Genomic DNA, 23899 nt, shown 5'->3' on the forward strand with positions numbered 1-23899 from the left:
CTAAAGTCGTCTAATGATCAGCGCGTCGAAGCCCTCGGCGCGCTGATTCGTATCGGCCGCTGCCAAGGCCTGAACCAGCACGCGGCCTTCTGTGCCGACCGCATGGATCACCGCGTCAGGCCCCAGTGCGATCGCCGAATGACCGGTCCAGCCCCGGTCGCCCCGGGTGTACGGCCAGACGACAATATCCCCCCGCCTCAGGTCTGTCCGATCAACCGCCTCGCCCAGTTCTGCCTGGGCGTCAGCGTTGCGAGGCGCAGCCCGTCCCCCGGCGATCAGACAGGCCTGGACCAGCCCGGAACAATCGGTGCCTGACTCTGTGCGGCCGCCCGCGGCGTAAGGCACACCCAGAAAGGTCTCGGCCACCGCAACCAGATCCGGCTCGAACTCGCCCAGCGGCATCAAGGCCACATCGCCGACCGCGTCCCGCGACGGGTCGACAAGAGCATTGAACGGCAGAACCCCGCCCGGGCTGGCCATCCGGTGGGTCGGCACCCTCACACCGGACCGAAGCGCATCCTCGGCCACCCAGCCCACGACACCGTCGCGACGGCAGCGGCCCCAGTGGCGGTCGCCCTCGCGGATCAGGACGTCAAACGCCTCTCCGAACAGCAGCTGGGAGATCCGGTTGCCGTCATCATCCAGCACATCAGCCTGCGGGACGACCGCCTGCATGGCCTCGGTCGGGCGATAGGCGCGCGCGGACACAATCCCTTCCAGTGCCGTCTCGGCAAGGTCGGGTCGCATCAGCAGGGCGCGGGTATCGACGTCGATCATCACATGCGGCGGCGGGTGGGTCCGGATTCCGCGCCACCCTGCACCGACAAGGCGAAGGTCGCGTTAACGCCGCCCCGATTCAGCCGGGATAACGCGTCTTCAGCATCTCGAAGGCGGCGCGCATCGCCTGGACCTCGCCGCCCTGGGGCCAGCCCGCCCGGCCCCGCGGATTCCAGGCGAAGATGTCCATGTGCGCCCAGGCCCCGGTCCCGGGTGCGAAATGCTTGAGGAACAGGGCCGCCGTCACGGATCCGGCCTGGGCCCAGGCGGCCGAGTCGTTCCGGAGGTCGGCGATGTCGCTGTCCAGGGCATCGGAATAGGGCGCCCACAAGGGCATCCGCCACAGGGGGTCCTCGACCCGCGCCGAGGCCGCCAGCATATCGGCCGCCAGCGCCTCATCATCCGTATAGAGCGGCGGCAGGTCCGGCCCCAGCGCTATGCGGGCCGCGCCGGTCAGGGTGGCAAAGTCTAGCGTCAGATCAGGCTCCAGCTCTCCGGCGCGGGCCAGGGCATCGGCCAGGATCAGCCGCCCCTCGGCATCGGTATTGCCGATCTCGATGGTCAGCCCCTTGCGGCTGGACAGGATATCGCCCGGGCGAAAGGCATCGCCCGAGACGGCGTTCTCGACGGCGGGCACCAGCACCACCAGCCGTACCGCGAGACCGGCTCGCATCACCTGCCGGGCCAGCCCCAGCGCATGGGCGGCCCCGCCCATGTCTTTCTTCATATTGCGCATGCCGGCGCCGGCCTTGAGATTCAGCCCACCCGTGTCGAACACCACCCCCTTGCCGACGATCGCCAGCAACGGCAGGTCAGACCGGTCCGTATTCCAGTGGATCTCGATCATACGGGGGGCCCGCGCCGGCACCGCCGCACGGCCGACGGCGTGCACGGCCGGATAGTTGGCGTCGAGCAGGGCATCGCCGGTGATCACGCTGATCGTGGCGCCCGACTCTTCGGCGATCTCGCGCGCCATCGTCTCGATCTGCAGCGGACCCATGTCGGCGGCGGGGGTATCCACCATCTCCCGGACCAGATCGCAGCTGCGCGCCAGATCGAGCACCCGGTCGACGTCCACAGTGTCGGCCACGACCAGCCGGGCGGGAGGCTCGGTCCCGACCGCAGTGTACCGGTCAAAGGCATAGCTGCCGAGGCAGAAGGCCAACGCCGCGAGGTCAGCCTGACCGTCCGGCACCCCGTCCAGCCGCCAGACTCCGCCCGGCAGGCGGTCGGCGAGGGCCCGCAGGGCCATGGGCTCAAAGGCCTTGCCGATGCCGAACAGCGCCTCGGCAATCTCTCCCGCATCATCCGGGCACAGCAACAGCCGCCCCCTCTGCCCCTTGAAACCATTGGCGGAAGCCCAGGCGCCGGCCCGACCGTCCAGCGCTTCGTCCGCGGCAGTCAGACGTACGGGGCGGGCCGATTTTGCCTCTTCGGTATCGGCGGCGACCAGAACGGGCAGGCGGCGGGACATGGACTCTCCACGGTCTCTGTGGGGTTAACGAAGGATTGACCGAAGCGGCCCACCCTGACGGTGACCTAAACTCTATCCCCGGGATCGTCCCATGTCGCGCCCACTTCTGTTGATCGCCACGCTCGCCGCCCTCGCCCTGCCGTCTGCGGCGTTGTCGCAGGACCGTCAGCCCGCCTCGGCCGAGACGCGCGCCACCTATGACCGGATGGACCCCCTCAGCCGCTCGCTGTTCTGGCAGCAGGAGTCCGAGATCAACCCCGCCGATCCGGTGGCCGGGGTGCGGCTGGCCCAGGCCCTGCGCGAACTGGGCCAGTTCGATCAGGCGGTTCAGGCCGCCGACAAGGTGCTGGTGGTCCAGCCCGACAACGCCGAGGCCATGATCGAGCTGGGCCGCGCCCACATCGCCCGGGGTCAGGCCTTCTATGGGATCGCGGCCCTCGAACGGGCCCGCGACCTGTTGCCCGGTGACTGGCGTCCGTGGTCGCTGCTGGGCGTGGCCTATCAGCAGGTGCGGCGCGAAGCGGATGCCCAGGTCGCCTGGGCCGAGGGCCTGCGCCTGTCGCCCGACAACCCCTCCATCCTGTCGAACATGGCCATGGTGCGCCTGACCTCCGGCGATCTGCCCGGGGCCGAAGCCCTGCTGCGGCGCGCGGCAGCCCAGCCCCAGGCCGGCCTTCAGGTGAAGCAAAATCTGGCGCTGGTGCTGGGCCTGTCCGGCAATCTGGGCGAGGCTGAAACCATCCTGCGCCGCGAACTGCCGCCCCAGGTCGCCGACCGGAATCTGGCCTGGATCCGCGAGCGCGCGGCCGGCCCGGTCACCGCCGACAGCGGCCGCACCTGGCAGTCCCTGCAATAGCGTCTTTCGCAGGCCGCGGGTCGCGCCTATGTTTCGTCCATGATCGACGACCTCTACAGCGCACGGATTCTGGGTCTGGCGGCCAACCTGCCCCACGCCGGACGGCTGGTCCGTGCCGACGGTACCGGTGAGCGCGTGGCCCGGCTGTGCGGCTCGCGCGCCATCGTCGATGTGACCCTGGACGATCAGGGCCTGATCACCGACTTCGCCCAGGACATCAAGGCCTGCGCCCTCGGACAGGCCGCCGCTGGCGTGATCGGCGAGGCCGTCATCGGCGCTACAGCTGACGAGATCACCACCGCTGCAACAGCCCTGACAGACATGCTGAAGGCCGGCGGCGAGGGTCCGGAGGGCCGCTTCGAGGGCCTGCGCGTGCTCAAGCCCGTCGCCGACTATCCCCAGCGCCATGCCTCCACCCAGGTGGCCATGGGGGCGCTGGTCGATGCCGTCGACATGGCGTTGGCGACGTCCTTGGCGACCCGCGACATCCCCGAGGCCGAGCGAACTCGCCGCGCCGGAGCGGCCTGATCCGCCCGGCACTCCCCGAGCTCGCCCGCGGTGCTTGCCCGGGCGGGCGATGCGGGGGATAAGCGCGACGACATGGCATCCGGCGAAACCCTCTATGAACGCGGCGTCCGCGCGGCCCATCGTGGCTACAAGCTGACCCTGTCGCCCCTGATCGGGCAGTCCTGCCGGTTTTTGCCAACCTGTTCGGACTATGCCCGCGACGCCCTGATCACTCACGGGCCGGTGCGGGGCGGATGGTTGACCGTTCGACGCCTTTGCAAATGCCATCCTTTCGGAAGCTCGGGCTATGACCCGGTTCCGGCGCGGGAGCCCTCCCCTCCCGCGATCCAGACAACGAAGACAGACCCATGATCGACCTGAAATTTCCCGACGGTGCCGTCCGCCAGTTTCCGTCCTCGACGACAGGCCGGCAGGTAGCCGCCTCCATCTCGCCCTCGCTGGCCAAGAAGGCCGCCCTGGCCGAGATCAATGGCGAGCAGCGCGACCTTGATCGCCCGATCGAGACCGGCGGCGATTTCCGCCTGCTGATGCGGGATGATCCGGCAGCGCTGGAAACCATCCGCCACGACGCCGCCCATGTGCTGGCCCAGGCGGTGCAGGAGCTGTTCCCCGGCACCCAGGTGACCATCGGCCCCGCCATTGACGACGGCTTCTATTACGATTTTCACCGCGAAGAGCCGTTCTCGACCGACGACTTTGCCGCGATTGAAAAGCGCATGGGCGAGATCGTCGACCGCGACGAGAAGCTGGTCCGCGAGGTCTGGGATCGCGACGAGGCCATCATCTATTTCGACAGCATCGGCGAGCGCTTCAAGGCCGAGCTGATCCGCGACCTGCCGGAAAACGAGGTCATCACCGTCTATCGCACGGGCAAGTGGCTGGACCTGTGCCGGGGTCCGCACTTCCCCTCGACCAAATTCGTCGGCAAGGCCTTCAAGCTGACCAAGCTGGCCGGGGCCTATTGGCGCGGCGACCACCGCAATCCGCAGCTGCAGCGCATCTATGCGACGGCCTGGGCTTCGAAAGAGGATCTGGACGCCCACCTCAAGCGGCTGGAAGAGGCCGAGAAGCGCGACCACCGCAAGCTGGGCCGCGCCATGGAGCTCTTCCACATGCAGGAAGAGGGCCGCGGCATGGTCTTCTGGCACCCCAAGGGCTGGGTGCTGTGGCAGGTGATCGAAGCCTATATGCGCCGCCGCCTGAACGCCGCCGGCTATGTCGAGGTCAAGACGCCCCAGGTGCTGGACCGCAAATTCTGGGAAGCCTCGGGCCACTGGGACAAATACCGGCCGAACATGTTTGTCTGCGAAACGGTCGAAGGCGAGGAGCTCAGCCTCAAGCCGATGAACTGCCCGGGGCATGTGCAAATCTTTGACCAGGGCCTGCGGTCCTATCGCGAACTGCCGCTGCGCATGGCCGAGTTCGGCGCCTGCCACCGCTATGAGCCGTCCGGCGCCCTGCACGGCCTGATGCGGGTGCGCGGCTTCGTCCAGGACGATGCCCACATCTTCTGCCGCGAGGACCAGATCGTCGAGGAGACCTCGCGTTTCATCGACCTGGCGCGCAGCGTCCACGCCGACCTCGGCATGGAAACCGCCTATATCAGCCTGGGCACACGGCCCGAGGTTCGTGCGGGTACGGATGAATTCTGGGACAAGGCCGAGGCCCAGATGGCCGAAGCCGCCCGCGCGGCCGGCACCGAGCCCGTCGTGACCGAGGGCGACGGGGCCTTCTATGCCCCCAAGCTGGACTTCGTGGTCAAGGATGCCATCGGCCGCGAATGGACCTGCGGAACCATCCAGCTGGACTATGTCCTGCCCGAACGTCTGGGTGCGGAATATGTCGGAGAGGACGGCGCCAAGCACCGGCCCGTCATGCTGCACCGGGCCATCCTGGGGTCGTTCGAGCGGTTCATCGGCATCATGATCGAGAACTATGCCGGGGCCTTCCCGCTCTGGCTGGCGCCGGTCCAGATCGTGGTCGCAACCATCGTCTCGGACGCCGACGACTATGCGAAACAGGTGGCCGCGAAGTTCAAGGCGGCGGGCCTGCGCGTCGAGACCGACCTGCGCAACGAAAAGGTCGGCTACAAGGTGCGCGAACACTCCGTCGCCAAGGTTCCGGTGATCGCCGTGGTCGGCAAGAACGAGGCCGAGGAGGGCAAGGTCGCCATCCGCCGTCTCGGCTCACAAGGCCAGGAGATCGTCTCGATCGAGGAAGCCATCCGTATCCTGACGGATGAGGCCACCCCGCCCGACCTCAAACGGGGATAGTCTCGTCCGGGTCGGTATCGGAGCGGGTCGGCGCCGGTCGAATGGTGACGATCCGCGTCTCGCCGCAGAAGGACGCGGCGCAACGTCCCGACTGACGCAAGGATCGGGGCCGGTCGTCACGGCCGGCCTCCTTTCAAGGTCCGGCCTCAGCCGCTGACGAAGGCCACGGTGAACTTGCCATCGGTATAGCCGCCGATGCCCCACGTCAGCATCTGGCCGCTTTCGAAGAAGACTTCATAGGTTTCAACGCGAGCCTCGCCCTCGCCCTCGGCGCTGACGAAGGCCATGTCGCTGATCGGGCCAAGCGACTGCAGCGCCGGGCCGATCTGGTCGACCTGTTCATTGCAGGCGGTCAGCAGTTCCGCAGCCATCAGGTCCGCCGGGCATTCGCCGTCGGCGGTCGCGGTGATCATCCGCGTGAGCGAGGCGCTGTACTGCCCTTGGGCGGGTTGGGCCTCGTGACCGGCGTGGGGGTCCTGGGCATTCGCGACACCGGCCAGGGCCACGCCGGCCACCACGGTCGCCATCATCAGGGAAAGTCGCATGGGGTATCCTCCATCTGGGGTTGCTCCAACAATGCGTCATGCCCTCGCTCCACTCAAGTGAAAGCGCGGTAATGCCCACCCTCAAGTCGCGAGCGACCGCGTCGCGAGCGGCAGCGCCCCTAAATGTGTATCGCGTGGCCCAGCGCGCGCAAGGACGCCTCGTGAAAGGCTTCGCCCATGGTCGGGTGCACGTGGATGGTCCCGGCCACATCCTCCAGCACCGCGCCCATTTCCAGCATCTGGGCAAAGCTGTTCGACAGCTCCGACACATGCTGGCCGACGGCCTGAATGCCGAGGATGCGGTGATCCGTCTTTGACGCCAGCACCCGCACGAACCCGCCGTCATCGCCGGCCTCCAGCGCCAGCGCCCGGCCGATGGCCATGAAGGGGAACATCGCGGTGATCACATCGTCGCGCCCCTGCACGTCCTGCGGCCCCAGCCCCGCCGAGACGATCTCGGGCTCGGTGAAGCACACTGCCGCGATCGTCACAGGATCAAATCGCTTGTCATGGCCGGCGATGATCTCGGCCACGACCTCGCCCTGGGCCGAGCCCTTGTGGGCCAGCATAGGTTCGCCGGTCAGGTCACCGACGGCCCAAACGGTCTTCATGCTGGTGGCGCAGCGGTCGTCGATCTTCACGAACGGCCCGGCCATGGCCACGCCCATATTCTCCAGACCCCAGCCCTTGGTGCGGGGGCGGCGACCGACGGTGACCAGCACCTTGTCGGCCTTGAGCTGCAGCGCCTTGCCGTCCTTGTCGGTGACGTTCAGCGCGCCCTTTTCGAACGACCCGGCCTTCGCACCGAGATGCAGCTCGACGCCGTGCTTCTCGAGCCATTTGGCGACCGGATCGGTCAGGGCCTTGTCATAGAGCGGCAGCAGGCGGTCGGCCATTTCGACAATGGCGACCTCGGCCCCCAGCTTGCGATAGGCGATGCCCAGCTCCAGCCCGATATAGCCGCCGCCGACCACGACCAGCCTGTTCGGCACCGCATCCAGCGCCAGCGCCCCGGTCGAGGAAATCACATCGCCGCCGAACGGCAGGAACGGCAGCTCGACCGGCTCGGACCCGGTGGCCAGGATCACATGCTCGGCGGAAATGGTGATGTCGCCGTCATCGGTTTTGACAGTGCAGGTCTTGGCGTCAGAGAACTCGGCCCAGCCGTTGATGACCTTGACCTTGGCCTTCTTCAGCAGGGCCGCGACCCCGCCGTTCAGCTTACGGACAATGCCGTCCTTCCAGGCCATGGTGGCCTTCAGGTCAATGGCCGGCTTCGACGCCGTAATGCCCAGCGTCCCGCCATCTGCAGCCTTGGCCACCGTCTCGAATTTCGAGGCCGCATGGATGATGGCCTTGGACGGAATACAGCCGACGTTCAGGCAGGTGCCGCCAAGGCCGTCGCCGCCATCCACCAGAATGGTGTCGAGGCCCAGCTGGCCACAGCGGATCCCCGCCACATAGCCGCCGGTGCCGGCGCCGATGATCAGGACTTTGGTTTTGAGGGTTTGGGTCATTGATGCCCTTCCAGGACGGCTTTCAGGTCCGCAGGGACATGGTACGGCTGCGGAATCATGAGACGGCCGTCTCGATTTTCGTAGGCAACGACTACGTCGCCAACATTGAGTTCAACCCGCCAGGGAAGGCACCGTATCGGCTCATCGGACAAAGGCCGCCGGGAGTGAACCTGTTTCATTTGGTACTGGGCATCTGGAGCGCCCTGCAGCGCCTGCACCAGTTCGACCGTCACCGTTTCATCGAAGACTTCTGTGCGGTCGGATATCCGCGGAACCGCGGCAATATCGATGCGTGTAACACGGACGATCATGAGGTCGGGCCCATCCGGCCGCTGGATGTCAGACCATTGAGGCCACGGCTCCGGCAGGCAGGCCATAACGGGCGTTGCCAATGCAACTCCAATTACCGCGCTGACCGCTGCGCCAATGACGCGGGATTTAGGATTCCGCAGTCTCATACCCTCACCCCATCCACAGCGTCGCCGGGTGCTCCAGCAACCCCTTGATGCGCTGCACGAACACCGCCGCGTCATGGCCGTCGACGATGCGGTGATCGAAGCTGGAGGACAGGTTCATCATCTTGCGCACGACCATCTGCCCGTCCTTGACCACCACGCGTTCGGCGATCTTGTTGGGGCCGACGATGGCGACCTCGGGGTGGTTGATGATCGGGGTGTGGACCACCCCGCCCAGCGTGCCCAGAGAGGTGATGGTGATGGTCGAGCCCGACAGTTCGTCGCGTTTGGCCGAGCCGTCCTTGGCCGCGCCCGAGACGCGGGCGATCTCCAGCGCCGTGTCGTACGGATCGCGCGCCTCGGCGTGGCGGACGACGGGGACCATCAGGCCGTTCGGGGTCTGGGCCGCGATGCCCAGGTGGACGGCGTTGTGCGTCGTCAGCACCCCGCCCTCGTCGTCATAGTGGCTGTTGATGGTCGGCTGGTCGCGCAGGGCCACAACGATCGCGCGGGCGATGAAGGGGAGGACGTTCAGCTTGGGCTGGTCCTTGGTGCGCGTCGTATTCAGATGCGCCCGCAGCTCCTCGACCGCCGTCATGTCGATTTCCTCGACATAGGTGATGTGCGGGATGCGACGCACGCTCTCGGCCATCTTCTCCGCGATCTTGCGGCGCAGGCCGATGATGCGGGTCTCGGTCGTGCCCTCGGCCCGGGCATAGGTCGAGGCCGATGATCCGGAGGCGGACGATCCACGGCTGCCCGAAGCGACGTAAGCGTCGAGATCGCCATGCTCGATGCGCCCGGCCGGGCCGGAACCGGGCACGAACTGCAGCTCGATCCCGAGATCGCGGGCGCGCTGGCGCACGGCGGGCGAGGCCAGGGGGCGTTCGTTGCGCGCGGACAGGGTGCGGGTAACCTCGCCCCCTCCACCCCGCTTCGCGGGGTCCCCCTCCCCCGCACGCGGGGGAGGAGCTGAGGCGACGGATTTCGATCCTCCCCCGTCCTTCACGGGGGAGGGGGACCGCGAAGCGGTGGAGGGGGCGGAAGCAGGCGCAGCCGCCGCGACATTCCCCTTGCCCTCAACCTTGAACGACACCAGCGGCCCACCCACGGCCAGTTGCTGGCCGGGTTCACCGTGCAGGGCGACCACTGTGCCGGCGACCGGGCTGGTCAGCTCGACGGTCGCCTTGTCGGTCATGATGTCGGCGATGATCTGGTCTTCCTCGACCGCGTCCCCGACCTTGACGTGCCAGCCGGCCAGCTCGGCCTCGGCCGTGCCCTCACCGACGTCGGGCAGCTTGAAGACGTAGTTGGCGCCGCTAACCGGAGCCGCGGCGGGCGCCGCCTCGACCTTCGGCGCTTCGGCCTTCGGCTCGGGCGCTGGCGTGGCCTTGGCAGGCGCCGGCGCGGTCTCGGCCGCCGCCGCATTCCCCGCACCCTCAACCTCGAACTCCACCAGCGGCGAGCCGACTGCCAGCTGCTGACCGGGTTCGCCGTGGGCGGCGGTCACCGTGCCGGCCACGGGCGAGGTCAGTTCGACGGTCGCCTTGTCGGTCATGATGTCGGCGAGGATCTGGCCTTCCTCGACGCGGTCCCCGACCTTGACGTGCCAGCCGACCAGTTCGGCCTCGGCGGTTCCTTCGCCCACGTCGGGCAGTTTGAACACATAGCGTCCCATGCTCAGCGCCCTCCGTTCATGGTCGATTTCAGGGCCTCGGCCACCCGTTCGGGGCCGGGGAAATATTCCCACTCAAAGGCGTGCGGATAGGGGGTGTCCCAGCCGCAGACCCGCGCAATCGGCGCCTCAAGGTGATAGAAACAGCGCTCCTGCACCAGAGCCGACAGTTCTGCTCCGTATCCGGACGTTTTCGGCGCCTCGTGGACGATGACGCAGCGACCGGTCTTTTTGACCGAGGCCTCGATGGCCTCAATGTCCAGCGGCACCAGCGAGCGCAGGTCGATCACCTCGGCGTCGACGCCCGCATGCTCGGCCCCGGCCAGCGACACCCAGACCATGGTGCCCCAGGCCAGGATGGTGACGTCGGCGCCTTCCTTCATGATGCGCGCCTTGCCCAGCGGCACGGTGTATTTTTCGGCCGGGACCTGGGCCAGCTCCTGGGCCTTCCACGGCGAGACCGGCTTTTCATGCCAGCCGTCGAACGGGCCGTTGTAGAGGCGTTTCGGCTCGAAGAAGATGGTCGGATCGTCGTCCTCGATACAGGCGGTCAGCAAACCCTTGGCGTCATACGGGTTGCTGGGCACCACGACCTTCAGGCCGGCGATGTGGGTGAACAGGCTTTCGGGGCTCTGGCTGTGCGTCTGGCCGCCGAAGATGCCGCCGCCATAGGGCGAGCGCACCGTGATCGGGCTGGTGAACATGCCGGCCGAGCGATAGCGCAGCTTGGCCGCCTCCGAGACGATCTGGTCATAGGCCGGATAGATGTAGTCGGCGAACTGGATCTCGACGACGGGCCTGAGGCCATAGGCCCCCATGCCGATGGCGGCGGCGACGATGCCGCATTCGCTGATCGGGGCGTCGAAGCTGCGCGTCAGGCCGTGCTTTTCCTGCAGCTTGTCGGTGACGCGGAAGACGCCGCCGAAATAGCCCGCGTCCTCGCCGAACGAGAGCACATTCGGGTCCTCGGCCATCTTGGCGTCCAGCGCCGAGTTCAGCGCCTGGATCATGTTCATCGGCAGCGTGCCGTTGCCGCCGGTGGTCGACTTCGGCGCATGACCCTGATCGACCATGTCGGGCTCGATGCCGTCGTTGCGGTCGGCTTCGGTGAAGGTTTTCTCGACCATGGTTCAGACCCCCACTTCGCGACGCTGTTCGACCAGACGCCAGTCCTCGGTGGCGAACACATCCTCGAACATGGTCTTCACACTGGGTCGCGACTGGCCGAGCGTGCCGATGGCCTCGGACTCCTTGCCCGCCGCGCGGACCTGTTCGACGGCGTCTTTCTCGGCCGCCTCCTGCTGTTCGTCCGACCATTCGCCCAGCGCGATCAGGTGCTGCTTCAGACGGGCGATCGGATCGCCCAGCGGCCATTTCTCGTGCTCGTCGCCCGGGCGATAGCGACTGGGATCGTCCGAGGTCGAGTGCGGCGCCCCGCGATAGGTGAACAGCTCGATGACCGTTGCGCCCCTGTTGGCGCGCGCCCGCTCCTCGGCCCACTGGGTCGCGGCCCAGACGGCCAGGAAGTCATTGCCGTCGACGCGCAGCGCCGGCAGACCATAGCCGATCGCCTTGGAGGCAAAGGTGGTCTCCAGCCCCCCGGCAATGCCCTGGAAGGAGCTGATGGCCCACTGGTTGTTGACGATGTTGAGGATCACCGGCGCGCGATAGACGGCGGCGAACGTCAGGGCGTTATGGAAATCGCCCTCGGCCGTCGCGCCATCGCCAATCCAGCTGATGGCCAGCTTGTCGTCGCCCTTGTAGGCCGAGGCCATGGCCCAGCCGACGGCCTGCGGCACCTGGGTGCCCAGATTGCCCGAGATGGTGAAGAAGCCATAGTCGCGGCTGGAGTACATGATCGGCAGCTGGCGGCCCTTGATGGGGTCCGAAGCGTTCGAATAGATCTGGTTCATCATGTCGACCAGCGGATAACCTCGCGCGATCAACAGGCCCTGCTGGCGATAGGTGGGAAAGCCCATGTCCTCGCGCGGCAGGATCATGCCCTGGGCCACGGCGATGGCCTCTTCGCCCGTGCACTTCATGTAGAAGCTGGTCTTGCCCTGACGGTGGGCGCGGTGCATCCGGTCGTCGAAGGCGCGCGTCAGGATCATGGCCTTCAGGCCGTTGCGCAGCGTCTCGGGGTCCAGCTTCGGATCCCACGGACCGACGGCCGTGCCGTCCTCGTCCAGCACCCGCACCAGCCGGAAGGCCAGGTCGCGCATCTCGTGGTGGTCGCTCAGCGCGTCTGGCCGGGCGACCGCGCCGGGAGCGTCCAGCTTCAGATGGCTGAAGTCCGGGGTGTCTCCGGGCCGGCCCGAAGGCTCGGGAACCCGCAGGGACAGGGCTTTGGTATTCTTTTTCATGCGATTGCCGTCAGTTGATCCGTCAGCGTTTCCTCACCCAGCGATCTAGCACGGGCGATCTTTCATTGCTCGCTCAAATCCGACCTTGCATTCCGCCTAATCAAGGTATTTTATTGCGCCGAAACAAGATCAGGAGAAATGCATTGGCCGACGAACTGGACGCCATCGACGCCCGCATCCTCGACATCCTGCAACACGATGCCGGGCTTTCGGTTGCCGACGTGGCCGAAAAGGTGGGCCTGTCGGCCTCGCCCTGCTGGCGGCGCATCAAGAGACTGGAGGATACCGGCTATATCCGCAAGCGGGTCACCCTGCTGGATGCCGAAAAGCTGGGTCTCGACTTCGAGGTCTATGCCATCGTCAAGCTGAACCTGCCCTCGACCCAGAACCTGGAAATTTTCGAGGCGGCGGTCGCCGACTGGCCCGAAGTGGTCCAGTGCGCCACCATCACCGGCCGCGAGGACTATGTGCTGCGGATCGTCACCTCCGACATGCATGCCTTCGATAAATTCCTGCGCGAGAAGCTACTGGCCCTCGGCATCGTCTCGGACTGCGAAAGCCACATCGTCACGCGCGGCGTCAAGAACGTCACCGCCCTGCCGCTCGGCATCGTCAGTCCACATGTGAACTAGGCACCGGCGACAAGGGGGCTCATCGTGCGTCATGCCATTGCACTGGTTCTGGGGCTGATACTTGGCCTGTATGCGCCCGACGCATTTGCCCAGCAGGCCGAGAGCGATGTCACCGCCTTTCGCCGTCTGCGCGCCGAAGGTCTGGCGGCCGCCCAGGTGGACGATCTGACAACAGCCGCAGCCCTGTTGGCGGAGGCCGATGGCCTGATCCCGAACCATCCCGGTTTGATGATCCTGCGGGCGCGGCTGGCCGTGGCCATGGGCGACCCCTGGGAAGCGCTTGTCCATTATGGGCGTTATGCCGACGCGGGCCTGATCCTGAACCTCAGCCGGGACGAGGCCTTTGCTGACCTCAGCGCCCGACCCGATCACGCCGAAGCGGTCAGCCAGATCATCAATCAGATTGAGACCAACCGCACACCTGTGGGATCCGAAGCCATCTCCACCCTCTTCCAGATTGAGGGTGCCAGCATCGTGGAAAGCGTCATCCGGGATGAGGCGCATGATCGCTGGCTGGTCTCACAGATTGCCGGGCGAACGATTGTCGCGCTGGCGCCAGACGGCACAATCAGTCCTTTTCTGCGCCCTCATCCCGAGGTTTCGGGGGTTCTGGGAATGGCTCTGGACGCCAAGCGCGGCATCCTGTGGGCCACCACCACACCCCTTCCGCCCGCCATTTATGGCGAGGAACACAATCCCCGATTTGCCGCGACCCTGCTGGAGATTGACGCCGGGACCGGAGAGGTCATGTGGGTTTACGACCCGCCGCTGAACGGAAACGACCGTGCCTTTGGCGATCTGGTGCTGGCCCCGGACGGCTCGGTCTTTGTTGCCGACAGCAATTCCGGGGACATCTTCCGACTGGACTCTCCCCGATCCGAACTGACGCTGTTCGTCTCGGGCGTCTTCGGGTCTCCCCAAGGCATAGTCGTGATCGGGGACCGTTTAATCGTGGCCGACTACAGTTCTGGCCTGTGGCAGGTGCCCCTTACAGGTGGCAGTCCGGCCCGCATCCCCGCCCCGTCGCACGCCTCTCTGATCGGGATTGACGGCCTGATGACTGATGGAGACAGCCTCTACGCCATCCAGAACGGCGTGGCGCCCCAGCGCGTTCTACGCCTGACGCTGAGCGCAGACGGACGGGCCATCGACACAGTCACCGTGCTGGCCGCCAATCTACCAGAGCTGGATGAGCCGACCACGGGACTGGTGCTAAACGGCGAACTGGTGTTCGTTTCACGCTCGCAGTGGAGCGATTTCGGACCCGACGGCGCCCTTGTCGCGCCTGACCCGGCTCCGGCCCGGATCGCCCGCCTGCAATTGGATCATGGGGACGACTGATGATCGAGATGGTGATTGAGGCCCGCAAGAAGGACCTCGGCGGGTTCGAGGTCGGGCGCATCCTGCCCTTCCATGCGCGCCGCATGGTCGGCCCCTTCATCTTTCTGGACCATATGGGCCCGGCCGAGTTCGCGCCGGGCGCCGAGGGCGTCAATGTGCGGCCCCACCCCCATATCGGCCTGTCGACCCTGACTTATCTGTTCGAGGGCGAGATCCATCACCGCGACAATCTGGGCTACAGCCAGCCGATCCGCCCGGGCGAGGTCAACTGGATGACGGCCGGAAAGGGCATCGTCCATTCCGAGCGCACCGATCCGCTGAAGCGCTCGACCGGCGGCCCCATGCACGGCATGCAGGCCTGGATCGCCCTTCCCGACGAACTGGAAGAGACCGCCCCGGCCTTCCATCACCACGGCGAGGACGACCAGCCCACCTATGACAATGCCGGCCTCTATGCCCGTCTGGTCGCGGGCGAGGCCTATGGCGCCCGGGCCGCCGTGCCGGTGTCGTCGCCGCTCTTCTATGTGCACTGGGAGCTGGCCGAGGGCGTCCGCACGGCGCCGCCGCTCGGCAAGGGCGCGGGCGGCATGAGCGAGCGGGCCCTCTATATCGTCCGGGGCGAGATCGACGTCGGCGACCGCACCTTTGGTGAAGGGCAGTTGGTGGTGATCGAGCCCACCGCCGAGCCGACTATCAAGGCCATCCGTCCCTCGACCGTCATGGTCATGGGCGGCGAGCCGGTGGGTCAGCGGCTGATCTGGTGGAATTTCGTGGCCTCAAGCCAGGCCCGTCTGGATCAGGCCAAGGCCGACTGGAAGGCCGGACGCATGGTCCTGCCGAAAGATGACGACCACGAATTCATCCCCCTGCCAGACACACCGTCGATCTCGGAGACTTCGGACAAGCCCGGTCCGACGCATCCGGTCTGACCCGCAAGCGGCGTCGCACCTTGAACGCCGCCCCGGGATGACGATCTGAAGGGCATGTCAGCCCTGTCCGTTCTCGATCTGTCACCCGTCGTCGAAGGGGGTGACGCCGCCCGCGCCCTTACCGAATCCGCCCGTCTGGCCCGGACCGCCGAGCGGCTGGGCTACACCCGCTTCTGGCTGGCCGAGCATCACAATATGCCGGGCATTGCCTCGGCCGCGACCGCCGTGGCCATCGGCCATGTCGCCAGCCAGACAAGCACCATCCGCGTCGGCGCCGGCGGCATCATGCTGCCCAACCATGCGCCCTTGATGGTGGCCGAGGCCTTCGGCACGCTGGATGCCCTCTATCCCGGCCGGATCGATCTCGGCCTTGGACGTGCTCCGGGCACGGACGGTCCAACCGCGCGGGCGCTGCGCCGCTATTTCGACGGGGCAGACCGGTTTCCGCAGGATGTGCTGGAGCTGCAGGCCTATCTGGCCCCGGCGGTGGAGGGCCAGCGGGTCGCGGCCTGGCCGGGTCAGGGCTCGAACGTCCCCCTGTGGCTGCTGGGTTCCAGCCTGTTCAGCGCGGAACTGGCCGCCCAGCTGGGCCTGCCCTTTGTCTTCGCCAGCCATTTCGCCCCGGAACTGCTGCTGCCGGCGCTCAAGATTTACCGCGAGGGATTCCGCCCGTCGAAGGCACTGGAGCAACCCCACGCCATGGCCGTCATCAATGTCTTTGCCGCCGACACCACGGCCGAGGCGCAGCGGCTGGCGACCTCAATGCAGATGGCCTTTGCCAATGTGGTGCGGGGCACGCCCGGCCGCCTCAAACCCCCGGTCGACGACATCGCCACCGTCCTGACCGCGCAGGAACGCGCCGCGGTCGACAGCCGCCTGACCTATGCCGCCATCGGCGACGGCGAGACGGTGCGGAAATCCCTCAAGGACTTCCGGGCCCTGACGCATGTCGATGAGATCATGGTCACCGGCATGATCCACGATCTGGATGCGCGGCTGCGCAGTCTGGAAATCACCGCCGAGGCCGCGGCCTAGAGCTTAGCCAAGAAGTCCAGCAGCAGGCGGTTCACGGCCTCGGGCCGCTCCTGCTGGATCCAGTGGCCGGCGCTCGCAATCTCGTGCTGGCCACGCAGGTCGGTCAGCCAGTCCTTCAGACCCGCCTCGGCCGGTCCGGCGTAATGGCGCACAGGGTCGTTCTCGCCGACAATGAACAGCGACGGCACGCTGATGCGGCGGTCCTGCAGCCAGGCCGTCAGCGACCAGTTCAGGTCCAGCGCCCGATACCAGTTCAGCGGCCCCGCAAATCCGCCCGCAGCAAAGGCCGCGACATACTCCGCGAAATGCTCCGCCGACATCCACGGCGGCAGGACGGCATGGTCCGCAATGCTGTCGATCATGCTCACGCCGGGCTGCAGGAACCCGGTGTGTCGGTCCCCGGACGCGGTCGCCCCGTCATAGGCCCAGAACATCTTGCGAAGCGCCGTCCCGGGATCGGCCTCCAGCGGCGCATGGGCATCCGGGTCCTGAAAGCGGACGATATAAAGATCGCCCAGCCCCGCCCGTTTGGTGATCGCCTTCATGGCCGGGATCGGCGGCCCGCCGGGCCGGCGCGGCTGGAACGGCACGCTCAGCCCCGCCACCGCCCGGAACATGTCAGGCCGCATCAGGGCGCAATGCCAGGCGACCGGCGCGCCCCAGTCATGACCGACCACGACACAGGTCTCATGACCCAGCGCCCGCACCAGATCGACCATGTCGCCGACCAGATGCAGAAGGGTGTGCTGGTCCACCCCTTCGGGCTTGTCCGTCCCGCCATAGCCCCGCATGTCGGGCGCCACGGCATGCCAGCCGGCCTCCGCCAGCGCCTCAACTTGCGCCCGCCAGCTGATCCCCAGCTCGGGAAAGCCGTGGATCAGCAACACCAGCGGCCCCTGGCCCGCCTCGATCACGGACTGCGTCAGGCCGTCGGTGGCGATCCGGCGGGTCTGCACGGCCCTAGTGGACCGTCGTCGGCTGTTCGGGCCTGGGCGCGGCCTCGGGCACCGGCACCTCGGTGACCGGCGTCACCGGCACCGAGACCGACGGCCCCGGCGTCGGATCGTTCTCGCCGTCGCGATCCGGGCGCTTGCCTTCCTTCAGCAAGGCCAGAATCTCGTCGCCCGACAGGGTCTCGAACTCCAGGAGCGCCTGCGACAGGGTTTCGTGGTCCTTGGCCTTGGCCTTCAGGATCTTGCGGGCGGCATTCCAGCCCTCGGTGACGATCCGCTTGACCTCTTCATCGATGATGCGGGCCGTCTCTTCCGAGACGTTCTGGCTGCGCGCCACCGAATGGCCGAGGAACACCTCTTCCTGGTTCTCGCCGTAGGCCACCGTGCCCAGCTTTTCCGAAAAGCCCCAGCGGGTGACCATGGCGCGGGCCAGCTTGGTCGCCTGCTCGATATCGGAACTGGCGCCCGAGGTGATGTTCTCCTTGCCGAAGATCAGCTCCTCGGCGACCCGGCCGCCGGCCATGATGGCGATGCGGTCGATCATCTGCTGGTGCTTCATCGAATAGCGGTCGCCTTCCGGCAGCTGCATCACCATGCCCAGCGCCCGGCCGCGCGGCACGATGGTGGCCTTGTGCACCGGGTCGGCCATCTTGACGTTGATGGCGACGATGGCGTGACCGGCCTCGTGATAGGCGGTCAGGCGCTTTTCTTCCTCGTTCATGGCCATGGACTTGCGCTCGGCGCCCATCATGACCTTGTCCTTCGCGTCCTCGAAATCGCGGTGGGTGACCATCTTGCGGTCCTTGCGGGCCGCCAGCAGGGCCGCCTCATTGACCAGATTGGCCAGGTCCGCGCCCGAGAAGCCGGGCGTGCCGCGCGCCAGCGTCTTGACGTTGACGTCAGCGGCCAGCGGCACATCCTTCATGTGGACGCGAAGGATTTTCTCACGACCCGACACGTCGGGGTTCGGCACCACCACCTGACGGTCGAAACGGCCGGGACGCAGCAGGGCCGGGTCCAGAACGTCGGGCCGGTTGGTCGCCGCGATCAGGATGATGCCTTCGTTCGACTCAAAGCCGTCCATCTCGACCAGCAGCTGGTTCAGCGTCTGCTCGCGCTCGTCATTGCCGCCGCCGAGCCCTGCACCCCGGTGACGGCCCACGGCATCGATCTCGTCGATGAAGATGATGCAGGGCGCATTCTTCTTGGCCTGTTCGAACATGTCGCGCACGCGGCTGGCGCCGACGCCGACGAACATCTCGACGAAGTCCGAGCCCGAGATGGAGAAGAAGGGCACGCCCGCCTCACCGGCCACGGCGCGCGCCAACAGGGTCTTGCCGGTACCCGGAGGGCCGACCAGCAGGGCGCCCTTGGGAATCTTGCCGCCCAGACGCTGGAACTTGCCCGGGTCCTTCAGGAAGTCGACGACCTCCTGCAGCTCGTCCTTGGCCTCATCGACACCGGCGACGTCGGCAAAGGTCTTGCGGCCCTTGTGCTCGGTCAACAGCTTGGCCTTGGACTTGCCAAAGCCCATGGCGCCGCGCGCCCCGCCCTGCATCTGGCGGGTGATCAGCAGGAACAGACCGACCAGCACAAAGATCGGCAGCAGTCCCAGCAGAATGCTCATCCACAGCGGCTGGCGCATCGACTTGACCTGAACCTCGGCGCCGGTCGCCTGAATTTGAGCGATCAGATCGGCGTTCGGCATCGGCGTCACGGATTCAAACCGGGTGTCGTCGCTGAACTGGCCGGTCAGGGTTTCGCCCTGGACCTCCACGGCCTTGATGCGGTCCTGCTCGATCGCGGTCAGCAGCTGCGAATAGGTGATCTCCTCCGGCGGGGCATTGCTGCCCGCCTCGCCTTCCTTGCCGGACAGGGCGCCACCGCCCTGACTCATGGCGGCATAGATGGCCAGCATCCCCAGGATGATCATGCCGACGACGGCGAATCTGCGAAGGTTCATGTGTTCCTCAGTCTATGGCGCAACCCCGTCTGGAGCCGCCCGGCCCGGTCGCCCGGACTGTGTATCGTCACAAAATAGGGGCTCGTCCATCCGTGCGCCATTCCCTGCGACACTTCAAATCGGCCTCATGCTTAACCTGCCCCAGGCCGAGCGCCAGCCGACACGCGGCCAGAGCCTCAACCCGGGCCCTCGACTGTGCAAGAACCGGTCCCGTTTCATCGTCCCGAATGAGCACAGGCAGGCCCGGTCGCACCGCCGCTGGCAGACCCGCCAGAACGGTACGGTCATGGCCATCCAGTCGCGCCGCCCGGCCCGAAAGCGGCGCGACGCGCCAGCCGGGCTCGTCCACCGTCAGGGCGAAGCGCCCGTCCCAGACCGCCTCGACGCCGGGGATCAGGTCGATGACCGGCTCACCCCTGCGGCGATAGTCGCCCGCCTCCCGCACAAGAGTCAGGCCCTCGGCCTCCGCGATCAGTCGGGCCCCGGCAAGGCCCGCCGTGAAATTCTCACCCGCCGCAATCCGCTGGCCCAGACGCGCCAGCCGGTCGCCCCGTGGGGGGCGCATGCCGCCCCCGGCAACGACCAGTCCAAAGGCCAGCGCTCTCGGCTCGGTGTCGCGGGGCATGCAGATGACACCCCATTCGTCCGCCGAAATGCCGGCTGTCCTCAGCGACCTGTCCTGTTGCGGAACAGGGGCCCGCTCGCCCGCCGCCAGCGCCCGCCGGGCCCGGCTGCGGCCATAGCGCAGGTCGGAGTTGGCCGGATCCTCGATCCAGTCGATCCGCTGCGCCGTCAGCCAGTCGCGCAGAGCGGCCCGCTGCTCTCCCAGCAAGGGCCGCAGCAGCATCAGGCCCCGTCCTTCGGGCCAGGCCGGCGACGGGCTCCAGTCGCGCAGGGTCCCGAGCGTCGAGCCCTCCGCCTGCATCCAGCGGCCCTCGGCGACATCATCGGCGGTGTGACCGGTCAGGATGACCCGCGCTCCGACCGTAAGGGCCATATCGGCCAGCCGCGCATGACGGGCCGCGCGGGCGGCGGCGGGCAGGCCTGTGTCAGGCCAGGGCCCCTCCCAACGCGCGCCGTGAAACTCCGTGCCAAGCCGCCCGGCCATGTCCCGCACGCGGTCATGCCAGACGCGACTGTCGGGGTTCAGGCCGTGATCGACATGCAGAACGGCCAGCGACCGGCCATGCGCAACCGCCCACTCACGCGCCAGATGCAGCAGGGCAACCGAATCCCCGCCGCCCGATATGGCCACCGCGACCGGTGCGGGGTCATTCGCCAGAAGGCGCGCGGTCAGCGCCGCCTTCGCGCGCGCCGCCAGCGCGGTCAGGGGCTGGCTCAGCGGCAGCCGGCCCCGGTCCGGACCGAGGTGGCACGGGTCTTCAGCGCCGCCGGCGCCGTCTCGGCATAGCGGCGATTGAAGTCCGTCAGGGCCGCACAGGCCTGGGTGTTGCGGTCGGTCGCCACCAGCGCCTGGGCCAGATCGACCGTAGCCTTGGCCGCCCAGGGCTCGGTCGGCCAGCCGCTCAGCGCCTGCGCATAGAGGGGCACGGCCGCCGCGGCATCATCGGCCAGATAGAGATCGGCCAGACGCACGGCCGCCAGCCGCGCCTCGGGCGCATCCGGCCAGGTGACCAAGAGGACCTCATAGGCCCGCGCACCCCGGCGGTTGTCCTGGGCCATCAGACGATCGGCAGCCCGCAGGTCACCGCCGGCCGTGCCGCTCGGGGAATTTGGCTCGATCGGTGCATTGAGCTCGGCTTCGAGGCGAGCGGCCGACTCCAGCTCGGCAATGCGAGCCTCCGCATCGGTCAGCTGACGCCGCAGTTGGGTATTCTCACGCTCGGTCTCGTCCAGCGCAAAGGTCAGGCGCTCGATATCGCCATTCATGCGCTGCAGGGTCCGTTCGACGTCGGACAGGCGGGTGTCGACGCTGCCCATCTGCCCCTGCAGGGCCACGACCTCGGGGTCGGGCTCCATGATGAAGGGCTGTCCCGAAGAATTGCGCTGGAACAGGGCCCGCTCGATCCGTCGGACATTGCGCTCCAGCGTACTCAGCCGGCGTGCATCCCAGATGATCGGCTCGCCCTCGGTGGACTGGGCGACGGTCGGACTGGCCAGCAGGGTCGCGCCGACAAAGGCCAGCAGCGCAAGGCCTGCCGCCGGTTTGCCCGGGGCCGGCCGGACGCGCATCAGACGAGAGAAAAACTTGAACATGACGGATCTCGTTCCACGGATTTGCGGCCTCGACAAGGCACGCCACCCTTACACAGCCTGACCCCGTCAGGCGAAAACTCTCAGCGAAAGGGGGCATGCCCACCGGACACGCCCCCTCGCTTACCCTGCCGTCAGGCAGCCCGCATCAGCGGACGGCGCCGGACACGATGGCGGTGTGGGCGTTGCGGTTGCGGGCCCACGACTCCTCATTCGAGCCTTGCGCGATCGGACGCTCCTTGCCGAAGCTGATGGTGTCGATGCGCGAGGCGGCCACGCCCTGCTGGACCAGATAGGCCCGCACGGCCTCGGCGCGGCGTGCACCCAGGGCCAGGTTGTATTCGGCCGTGCCGCGCTCATCGGCATTGCCTTCGATGCGGATGGTGACCGCCGGATACTGGCGCAGCCAGGCGGCCTGCTGGTTCAGACGCGGATAGGCCTCGGGACGGATCGAATAGCTGTCGAGGTCGAAATAGACGCGGTCGCCGATGGTGTTGGCGAACTCCTCGGCCGAGCCGGGACGCGCAGCGCCCATCTCACCGCCGGTGACCGGACGATCCGGATAGGTGGTGTTGTTGCCGGGCTGGGTACCGCCGTTGTCGGTGATGGGGCCGGGGGCCTCGGCGGGACGGGCGCAGGCGGCCATGGCGCTGACGGCCACGCCGACAAGGGCCAGGCGAAGGACACGGGATTTGATCATGAGGCTCTCCTTGACGTTGCCGCCAGGTCACCTGGCAAGCTTGACGATTGTGAAGCGCTATCTGAACGCAGAACGTTCAGATAGCAGCGATAACGCACAGTTGATCCGAAGGGTTCGGGGATTCTCCTGTGAGGCTATTTCGCCGGTCAGCTGGGACAGCTGTCGGGCGCCTGGCCATAGCCGAGGTTGGCGGGCGGCGCGTCCAGCAGGGGCGACCAGGCGGGGCTGGAGCCGCGTCCGTCGTAGCCGGCCTGGGCGATCACCCGGCCCGACAGATCGACCGTCCACAGCCGGGTATCGCCGCCGCGCGTCTGGCGAGCGAACATGATGTAGCGGCCGTTCGGAGCCCAGGACGGACCTTCCTCGAAATAGCTGGACGACAGGATGCGCTCGCCCGTGCCATCGGTGCCCATGACGCCGATGTGGAACTGCCCGCCCTGCTGCTTGGTAAAGGCGATCAGGTCGCCGCGCGGGCTCCACGACGGCGCCGTATAGGAGCCCCCGCCGCGCGAGATTGGCCGCTGGCCGGACCCGTCCGCGTTCATGACATACAGGCGCGCCGACCCCGACCGGTCCGAGGTGAACACCAGTCGTCGGTTATCCGGCGAGAAGCTGGGCGAGGTGTCGATGCCGGGATCGCTGGTCAGGCGGCGCAGCTCGCGCGAGCGCAGGTCCATCGTATAGACGTCGGTATTGCCGCCGCGAATGATCGAAAAGGCGACCTTTGACCCGTCATTGGAATAGCGCGGCGCCAGCACCTGACCGTCGAATTCGCCCAGCGACTCGGTTCTGCCGGTCGACAGATTCTTCAGATAGATGCGGCTGTAATCCTGGCCCAGCGCCACATAGGTGACCTCGTCCGGGTTCGAGGTCGAAAAGCGCGGCGACATGATCACTTCGTCGCCCTGCGTCAGGAAGACGGGATTGTAGCCGTCCTGATCCACAATCGCGAGGCGGCTGAGCCGGTTCAGCTGGGTCCCGCTCTCGGCCACATAGATCACGCGCGTGTCAAAGAAGCCGCTCTCGCCCGTCATGCGTTGATAGACGACGTCGGAAATCTTGTGCGCGATGCGGCGCCACTGCTCGGGCGTGGCCGTGAACTGATAGCTGACCAGCTGGCATTCCCGATAGGTGTCGTAGAGGCGGAAACCGACGTCGTTCCTGCCATCCGGACGCGGCGTCACCGAGCCATACAGCACCACTTCGGCGCCGATCGAGGTCCACTGCGGAAAGGTCGGCTGATTGGCCAGCGACAGGCCGGTCTCGATGAAGCTGGCCGGGTTCAGCGGGTCGAAGAAGCCCGAGCGGCGCAGATTGCCGCGAATAACCCCGGAAATATCGTTCCCGTACTGACCGGTGAAGCCGACCACAGCGATCGGCAAGGGGCGCAGCACGCCCTCGCTGACGATCACTTCCTGAAGCGGAGCCGGTTCCTGCGCCAGGGCGACCTGGGGCGCGCCCATAGCCAGCGCCAGGCCAAGGCCAAGGGTGGCCCCGATACCGGTCGCCGACTGCATCCGCCGCTTGAAACCCATGCGTTCCTCCGAACTCAATACCGGGCGGCGCGACGTTAGCGCCACCCTATGTCCTGTCGCCACCATGTGCGCGATTGAGGCGACTTTCAGGCCATGACCGCGCCGCCCACGCGATTGTCATCTTTGATCATGAC

Annotated in this window: 22 protein-coding genes; 8 read left to right on the forward strand and 14 right to left on the reverse strand. The window is 67.1% G+C overall.

Features of this window, described 5'->3' with window-relative positions:
* Positions 1 to 777: a C40 family peptidase gene (locus tag EG854_RS12775; RefSeq protein ID WP_123288516.1), complete on the reverse strand. Its 777-nt coding sequence runs from the start codon at positions 775 to 777 to the stop codon at positions 1 to 3.
* A 79-nt stretch (positions 778 to 856) separates the two neighbouring features.
* Positions 857 to 2251: a leucyl aminopeptidase family protein gene (locus tag EG854_RS12780; RefSeq protein ID WP_123288517.1), complete on the reverse strand. Its 1395-nt coding sequence runs from the start codon at positions 2249 to 2251 to the stop codon at positions 857 to 859.
* Between the two features lie 91 nt (positions 2252 to 2342).
* Here EG854_RS12780 and EG854_RS12785 point away from each other — a divergent pair, with 91 nt between their 5' ends.
* The 4 genes from EG854_RS12785 (at position 2343) to thrS (ending at position 5908) form a co-directional block, all read left to right on the forward strand.
* Positions 2343 to 3107: a tetratricopeptide repeat protein gene (locus EG854_RS12785; RefSeq protein WP_123288518.1), complete on the forward strand. Its 765-nt coding sequence runs from the start codon at positions 2343 to 2345 to the stop codon at positions 3105 to 3107.
* 39 nt (positions 3108 to 3146) lie between these two features.
* Complete coding sequence (locus EG854_RS12790) at positions 3147 to 3635, forward strand: iron-sulfur cluster assembly scaffold protein (protein ID WP_123288519.1); 489 nt, start codon at positions 3147 to 3149, stop codon at positions 3633 to 3635.
* Positions 3636 to 3707: 72 nt separating this feature from the next.
* Positions 3708 to 3986, forward strand: coding sequence for a membrane protein insertion efficiency factor YidD (gene yidD, locus EG854_RS12795; RefSeq protein WP_123288572.1), 279 nt, complete (start codon positions 3708 to 3710; stop codon positions 3984 to 3986).
* Positions 3983 to 5908 carry a threonine--tRNA ligase gene (gene thrS / locus EG854_RS12800; protein ID WP_123288520.1) on the forward strand — a complete coding sequence of 642 codons (1926 nt, stop codon included), beginning with the start codon at positions 3983 to 3985 and terminating at the stop codon, positions 5906 to 5908. The genes yidD and thrS overlap by 4 nt, the downstream gene beginning before the upstream one ends.
* A gap of 146 nt (positions 5909 to 6054) precedes the next feature.
* Here thrS and EG854_RS12805 read toward each other — a convergent pair whose 3' ends face one another.
* The 6 genes from EG854_RS12805 to EG854_RS12830 form a co-directional block, all read right to left on the reverse strand.
* On the reverse strand, positions 6055 to 6453 hold the full coding sequence (locus EG854_RS12805; RefSeq protein WP_123288521.1) for a hypothetical protein: 399 nt from the start codon (positions 6451 to 6453) through the stop codon (positions 6055 to 6057).
* Between the two features lie 119 nt (positions 6454 to 6572).
* Positions 6573 to 7970: a dihydrolipoyl dehydrogenase gene (gene lpdA, locus EG854_RS12810; protein WP_123288522.1), complete on the reverse strand. Its 1398-nt coding sequence runs from the start codon at positions 7968 to 7970 to the stop codon at positions 6573 to 6575.
* Positions 7967 to 8281, reverse strand: coding sequence for a hypothetical protein (locus EG854_RS12815; RefSeq protein ID WP_164462044.1), 315 nt, complete (start codon positions 8279 to 8281; stop codon positions 7967 to 7969). Before EG854_RS12815 ends, lpdA begins: the two co-directional genes overlap by 4 nt.
* 151 nt (positions 8282 to 8432) lie before the next feature.
* Positions 8433 to 10103: a 2-oxo acid dehydrogenase subunit E2 gene (locus EG854_RS12820; protein ID WP_123288524.1), complete on the reverse strand. Its 1671-nt coding sequence runs from the start codon at positions 10101 to 10103 to the stop codon at positions 8433 to 8435.
* 2 nt (positions 10104 to 10105) lie between these two features.
* A complete protein-coding gene (locus EG854_RS12825) occupies positions 10106 to 11227 on the reverse strand; it encodes an alpha-ketoacid dehydrogenase subunit beta (RefSeq protein WP_123288525.1) in 1122 nt (373 codons plus the stop codon).
* A 3-nt stretch (positions 11228 to 11230) separates the two neighbouring features.
* The gene (locus tag EG854_RS12830) at positions 11231 to 12463 is read right to left on the reverse strand and encodes a thiamine pyrophosphate-dependent enzyme (RefSeq protein WP_123288526.1); all 1233 of its coding nucleotides are present in this window, start codon (positions 12461 to 12463) and stop codon (positions 11231 to 11233) included.
* Positions 12464 to 12606: 143 nt separating this feature from the next.
* On the opposite strand from EG854_RS12830, the gene EG854_RS12835 reads away from it, so the two are divergent.
* Genes EG854_RS12835 through EG854_RS12850 form a run of 4 tightly spaced genes read left to right on the forward strand, consistent with a single transcriptional unit; the run spans position 12607 to position 16400 of the window.
* Positions 12607 to 13095: an Lrp/AsnC family transcriptional regulator gene (locus EG854_RS12835; protein ID WP_123288527.1), complete on the forward strand. Its 489-nt coding sequence runs from the start codon at positions 12607 to 12609 to the stop codon at positions 13093 to 13095.
* 24 nt (positions 13096 to 13119) lie between these two features.
* A complete protein-coding gene (locus tag EG854_RS12840) occupies positions 13120 to 14436 on the forward strand; it encodes an SMP-30/gluconolactonase/LRE family protein (RefSeq protein ID WP_123288528.1) in 1317 nt (438 codons plus the stop codon).
* The gene (locus tag EG854_RS12845) at positions 14436 to 15365 is read left to right on the forward strand and encodes a pirin family protein (protein ID WP_123288529.1); all 930 of its coding nucleotides are present in this window, start codon (positions 14436 to 14438) and stop codon (positions 15363 to 15365) included. The genes EG854_RS12840 and EG854_RS12845 overlap by 1 nt, the downstream gene beginning before the upstream one ends.
* Positions 15366 to 15419: 54 nt before the next feature.
* Positions 15420 to 16400 (forward strand): LLM class flavin-dependent oxidoreductase, encoded by a 981-nt coding sequence (locus EG854_RS12850; RefSeq protein ID WP_123288530.1) that lies wholly within the window; start codon positions 15420 to 15422, stop codon positions 16398 to 16400.
* Here the strand turns inward: EG854_RS12850 and EG854_RS12855 are convergent.
* The 6 genes from EG854_RS12855 to tolB all read right to left on the reverse strand — a co-directional run bounded on the left by EG854_RS12855 (position 16397) and on the right by tolB (position 23765).
* Positions 16397 to 17356 (reverse strand): alpha/beta fold hydrolase, encoded by a 960-nt coding sequence (locus tag EG854_RS12855; RefSeq protein ID WP_123288531.1) that lies wholly within the window; start codon positions 17354 to 17356, stop codon positions 16397 to 16399. The genes EG854_RS12850 and EG854_RS12855 overlap by 4 nt on opposite strands.
* Positions 17357 to 17360: 4 nt before the next feature.
* A complete protein-coding gene (gene ftsH / locus EG854_RS12860; protein ID WP_241153283.1) occupies positions 17361 to 19316 on the reverse strand; it encodes an ATP-dependent zinc metalloprotease FtsH in 1956 nt (651 codons plus the stop codon).
* 67 nt (positions 19317 to 19383) lie between these two features.
* The gene (gene tilS, locus EG854_RS12865; RefSeq protein WP_206423414.1) at positions 19384 to 20571 is read right to left on the reverse strand and encodes a tRNA lysidine(34) synthetase TilS; all 1188 of its coding nucleotides are present in this window, start codon (positions 20569 to 20571) and stop codon (positions 19384 to 19386) included.
* Between the two features lie 83 nt (positions 20572 to 20654).
* Complete coding sequence (locus tag EG854_RS12870) at positions 20655 to 21533, reverse strand: tol-pal system protein (RefSeq protein ID WP_241153285.1); 879 nt, start codon at positions 21531 to 21533, stop codon at positions 20655 to 20657.
* A gap of 145 nt (positions 21534 to 21678) precedes the next feature.
* On the reverse strand, positions 21679 to 22230 hold the full coding sequence (gene pal / locus EG854_RS12875; RefSeq protein WP_123288532.1) for a peptidoglycan-associated lipoprotein Pal: 552 nt from the start codon (positions 22228 to 22230) through the stop codon (positions 21679 to 21681).
* Between the two features lie 146 nt (positions 22231 to 22376).
* The gene (gene tolB / locus EG854_RS12880; protein ID WP_375782305.1) at positions 22377 to 23765 is read right to left on the reverse strand and encodes a Tol-Pal system beta propeller repeat protein TolB; all 1389 of its coding nucleotides are present in this window, start codon (positions 23763 to 23765) and stop codon (positions 22377 to 22379) included.
* Positions 23766 to 23899: the final 134 nt, after the last annotated feature.

This window comes from Brevundimonas halotolerans (assembly GCF_003730275.1).
Taxonomy (GTDB): Bacteria; Pseudomonadota; Alphaproteobacteria; order Caulobacterales; family Caulobacteraceae; genus Brevundimonas; species Brevundimonas halotolerans.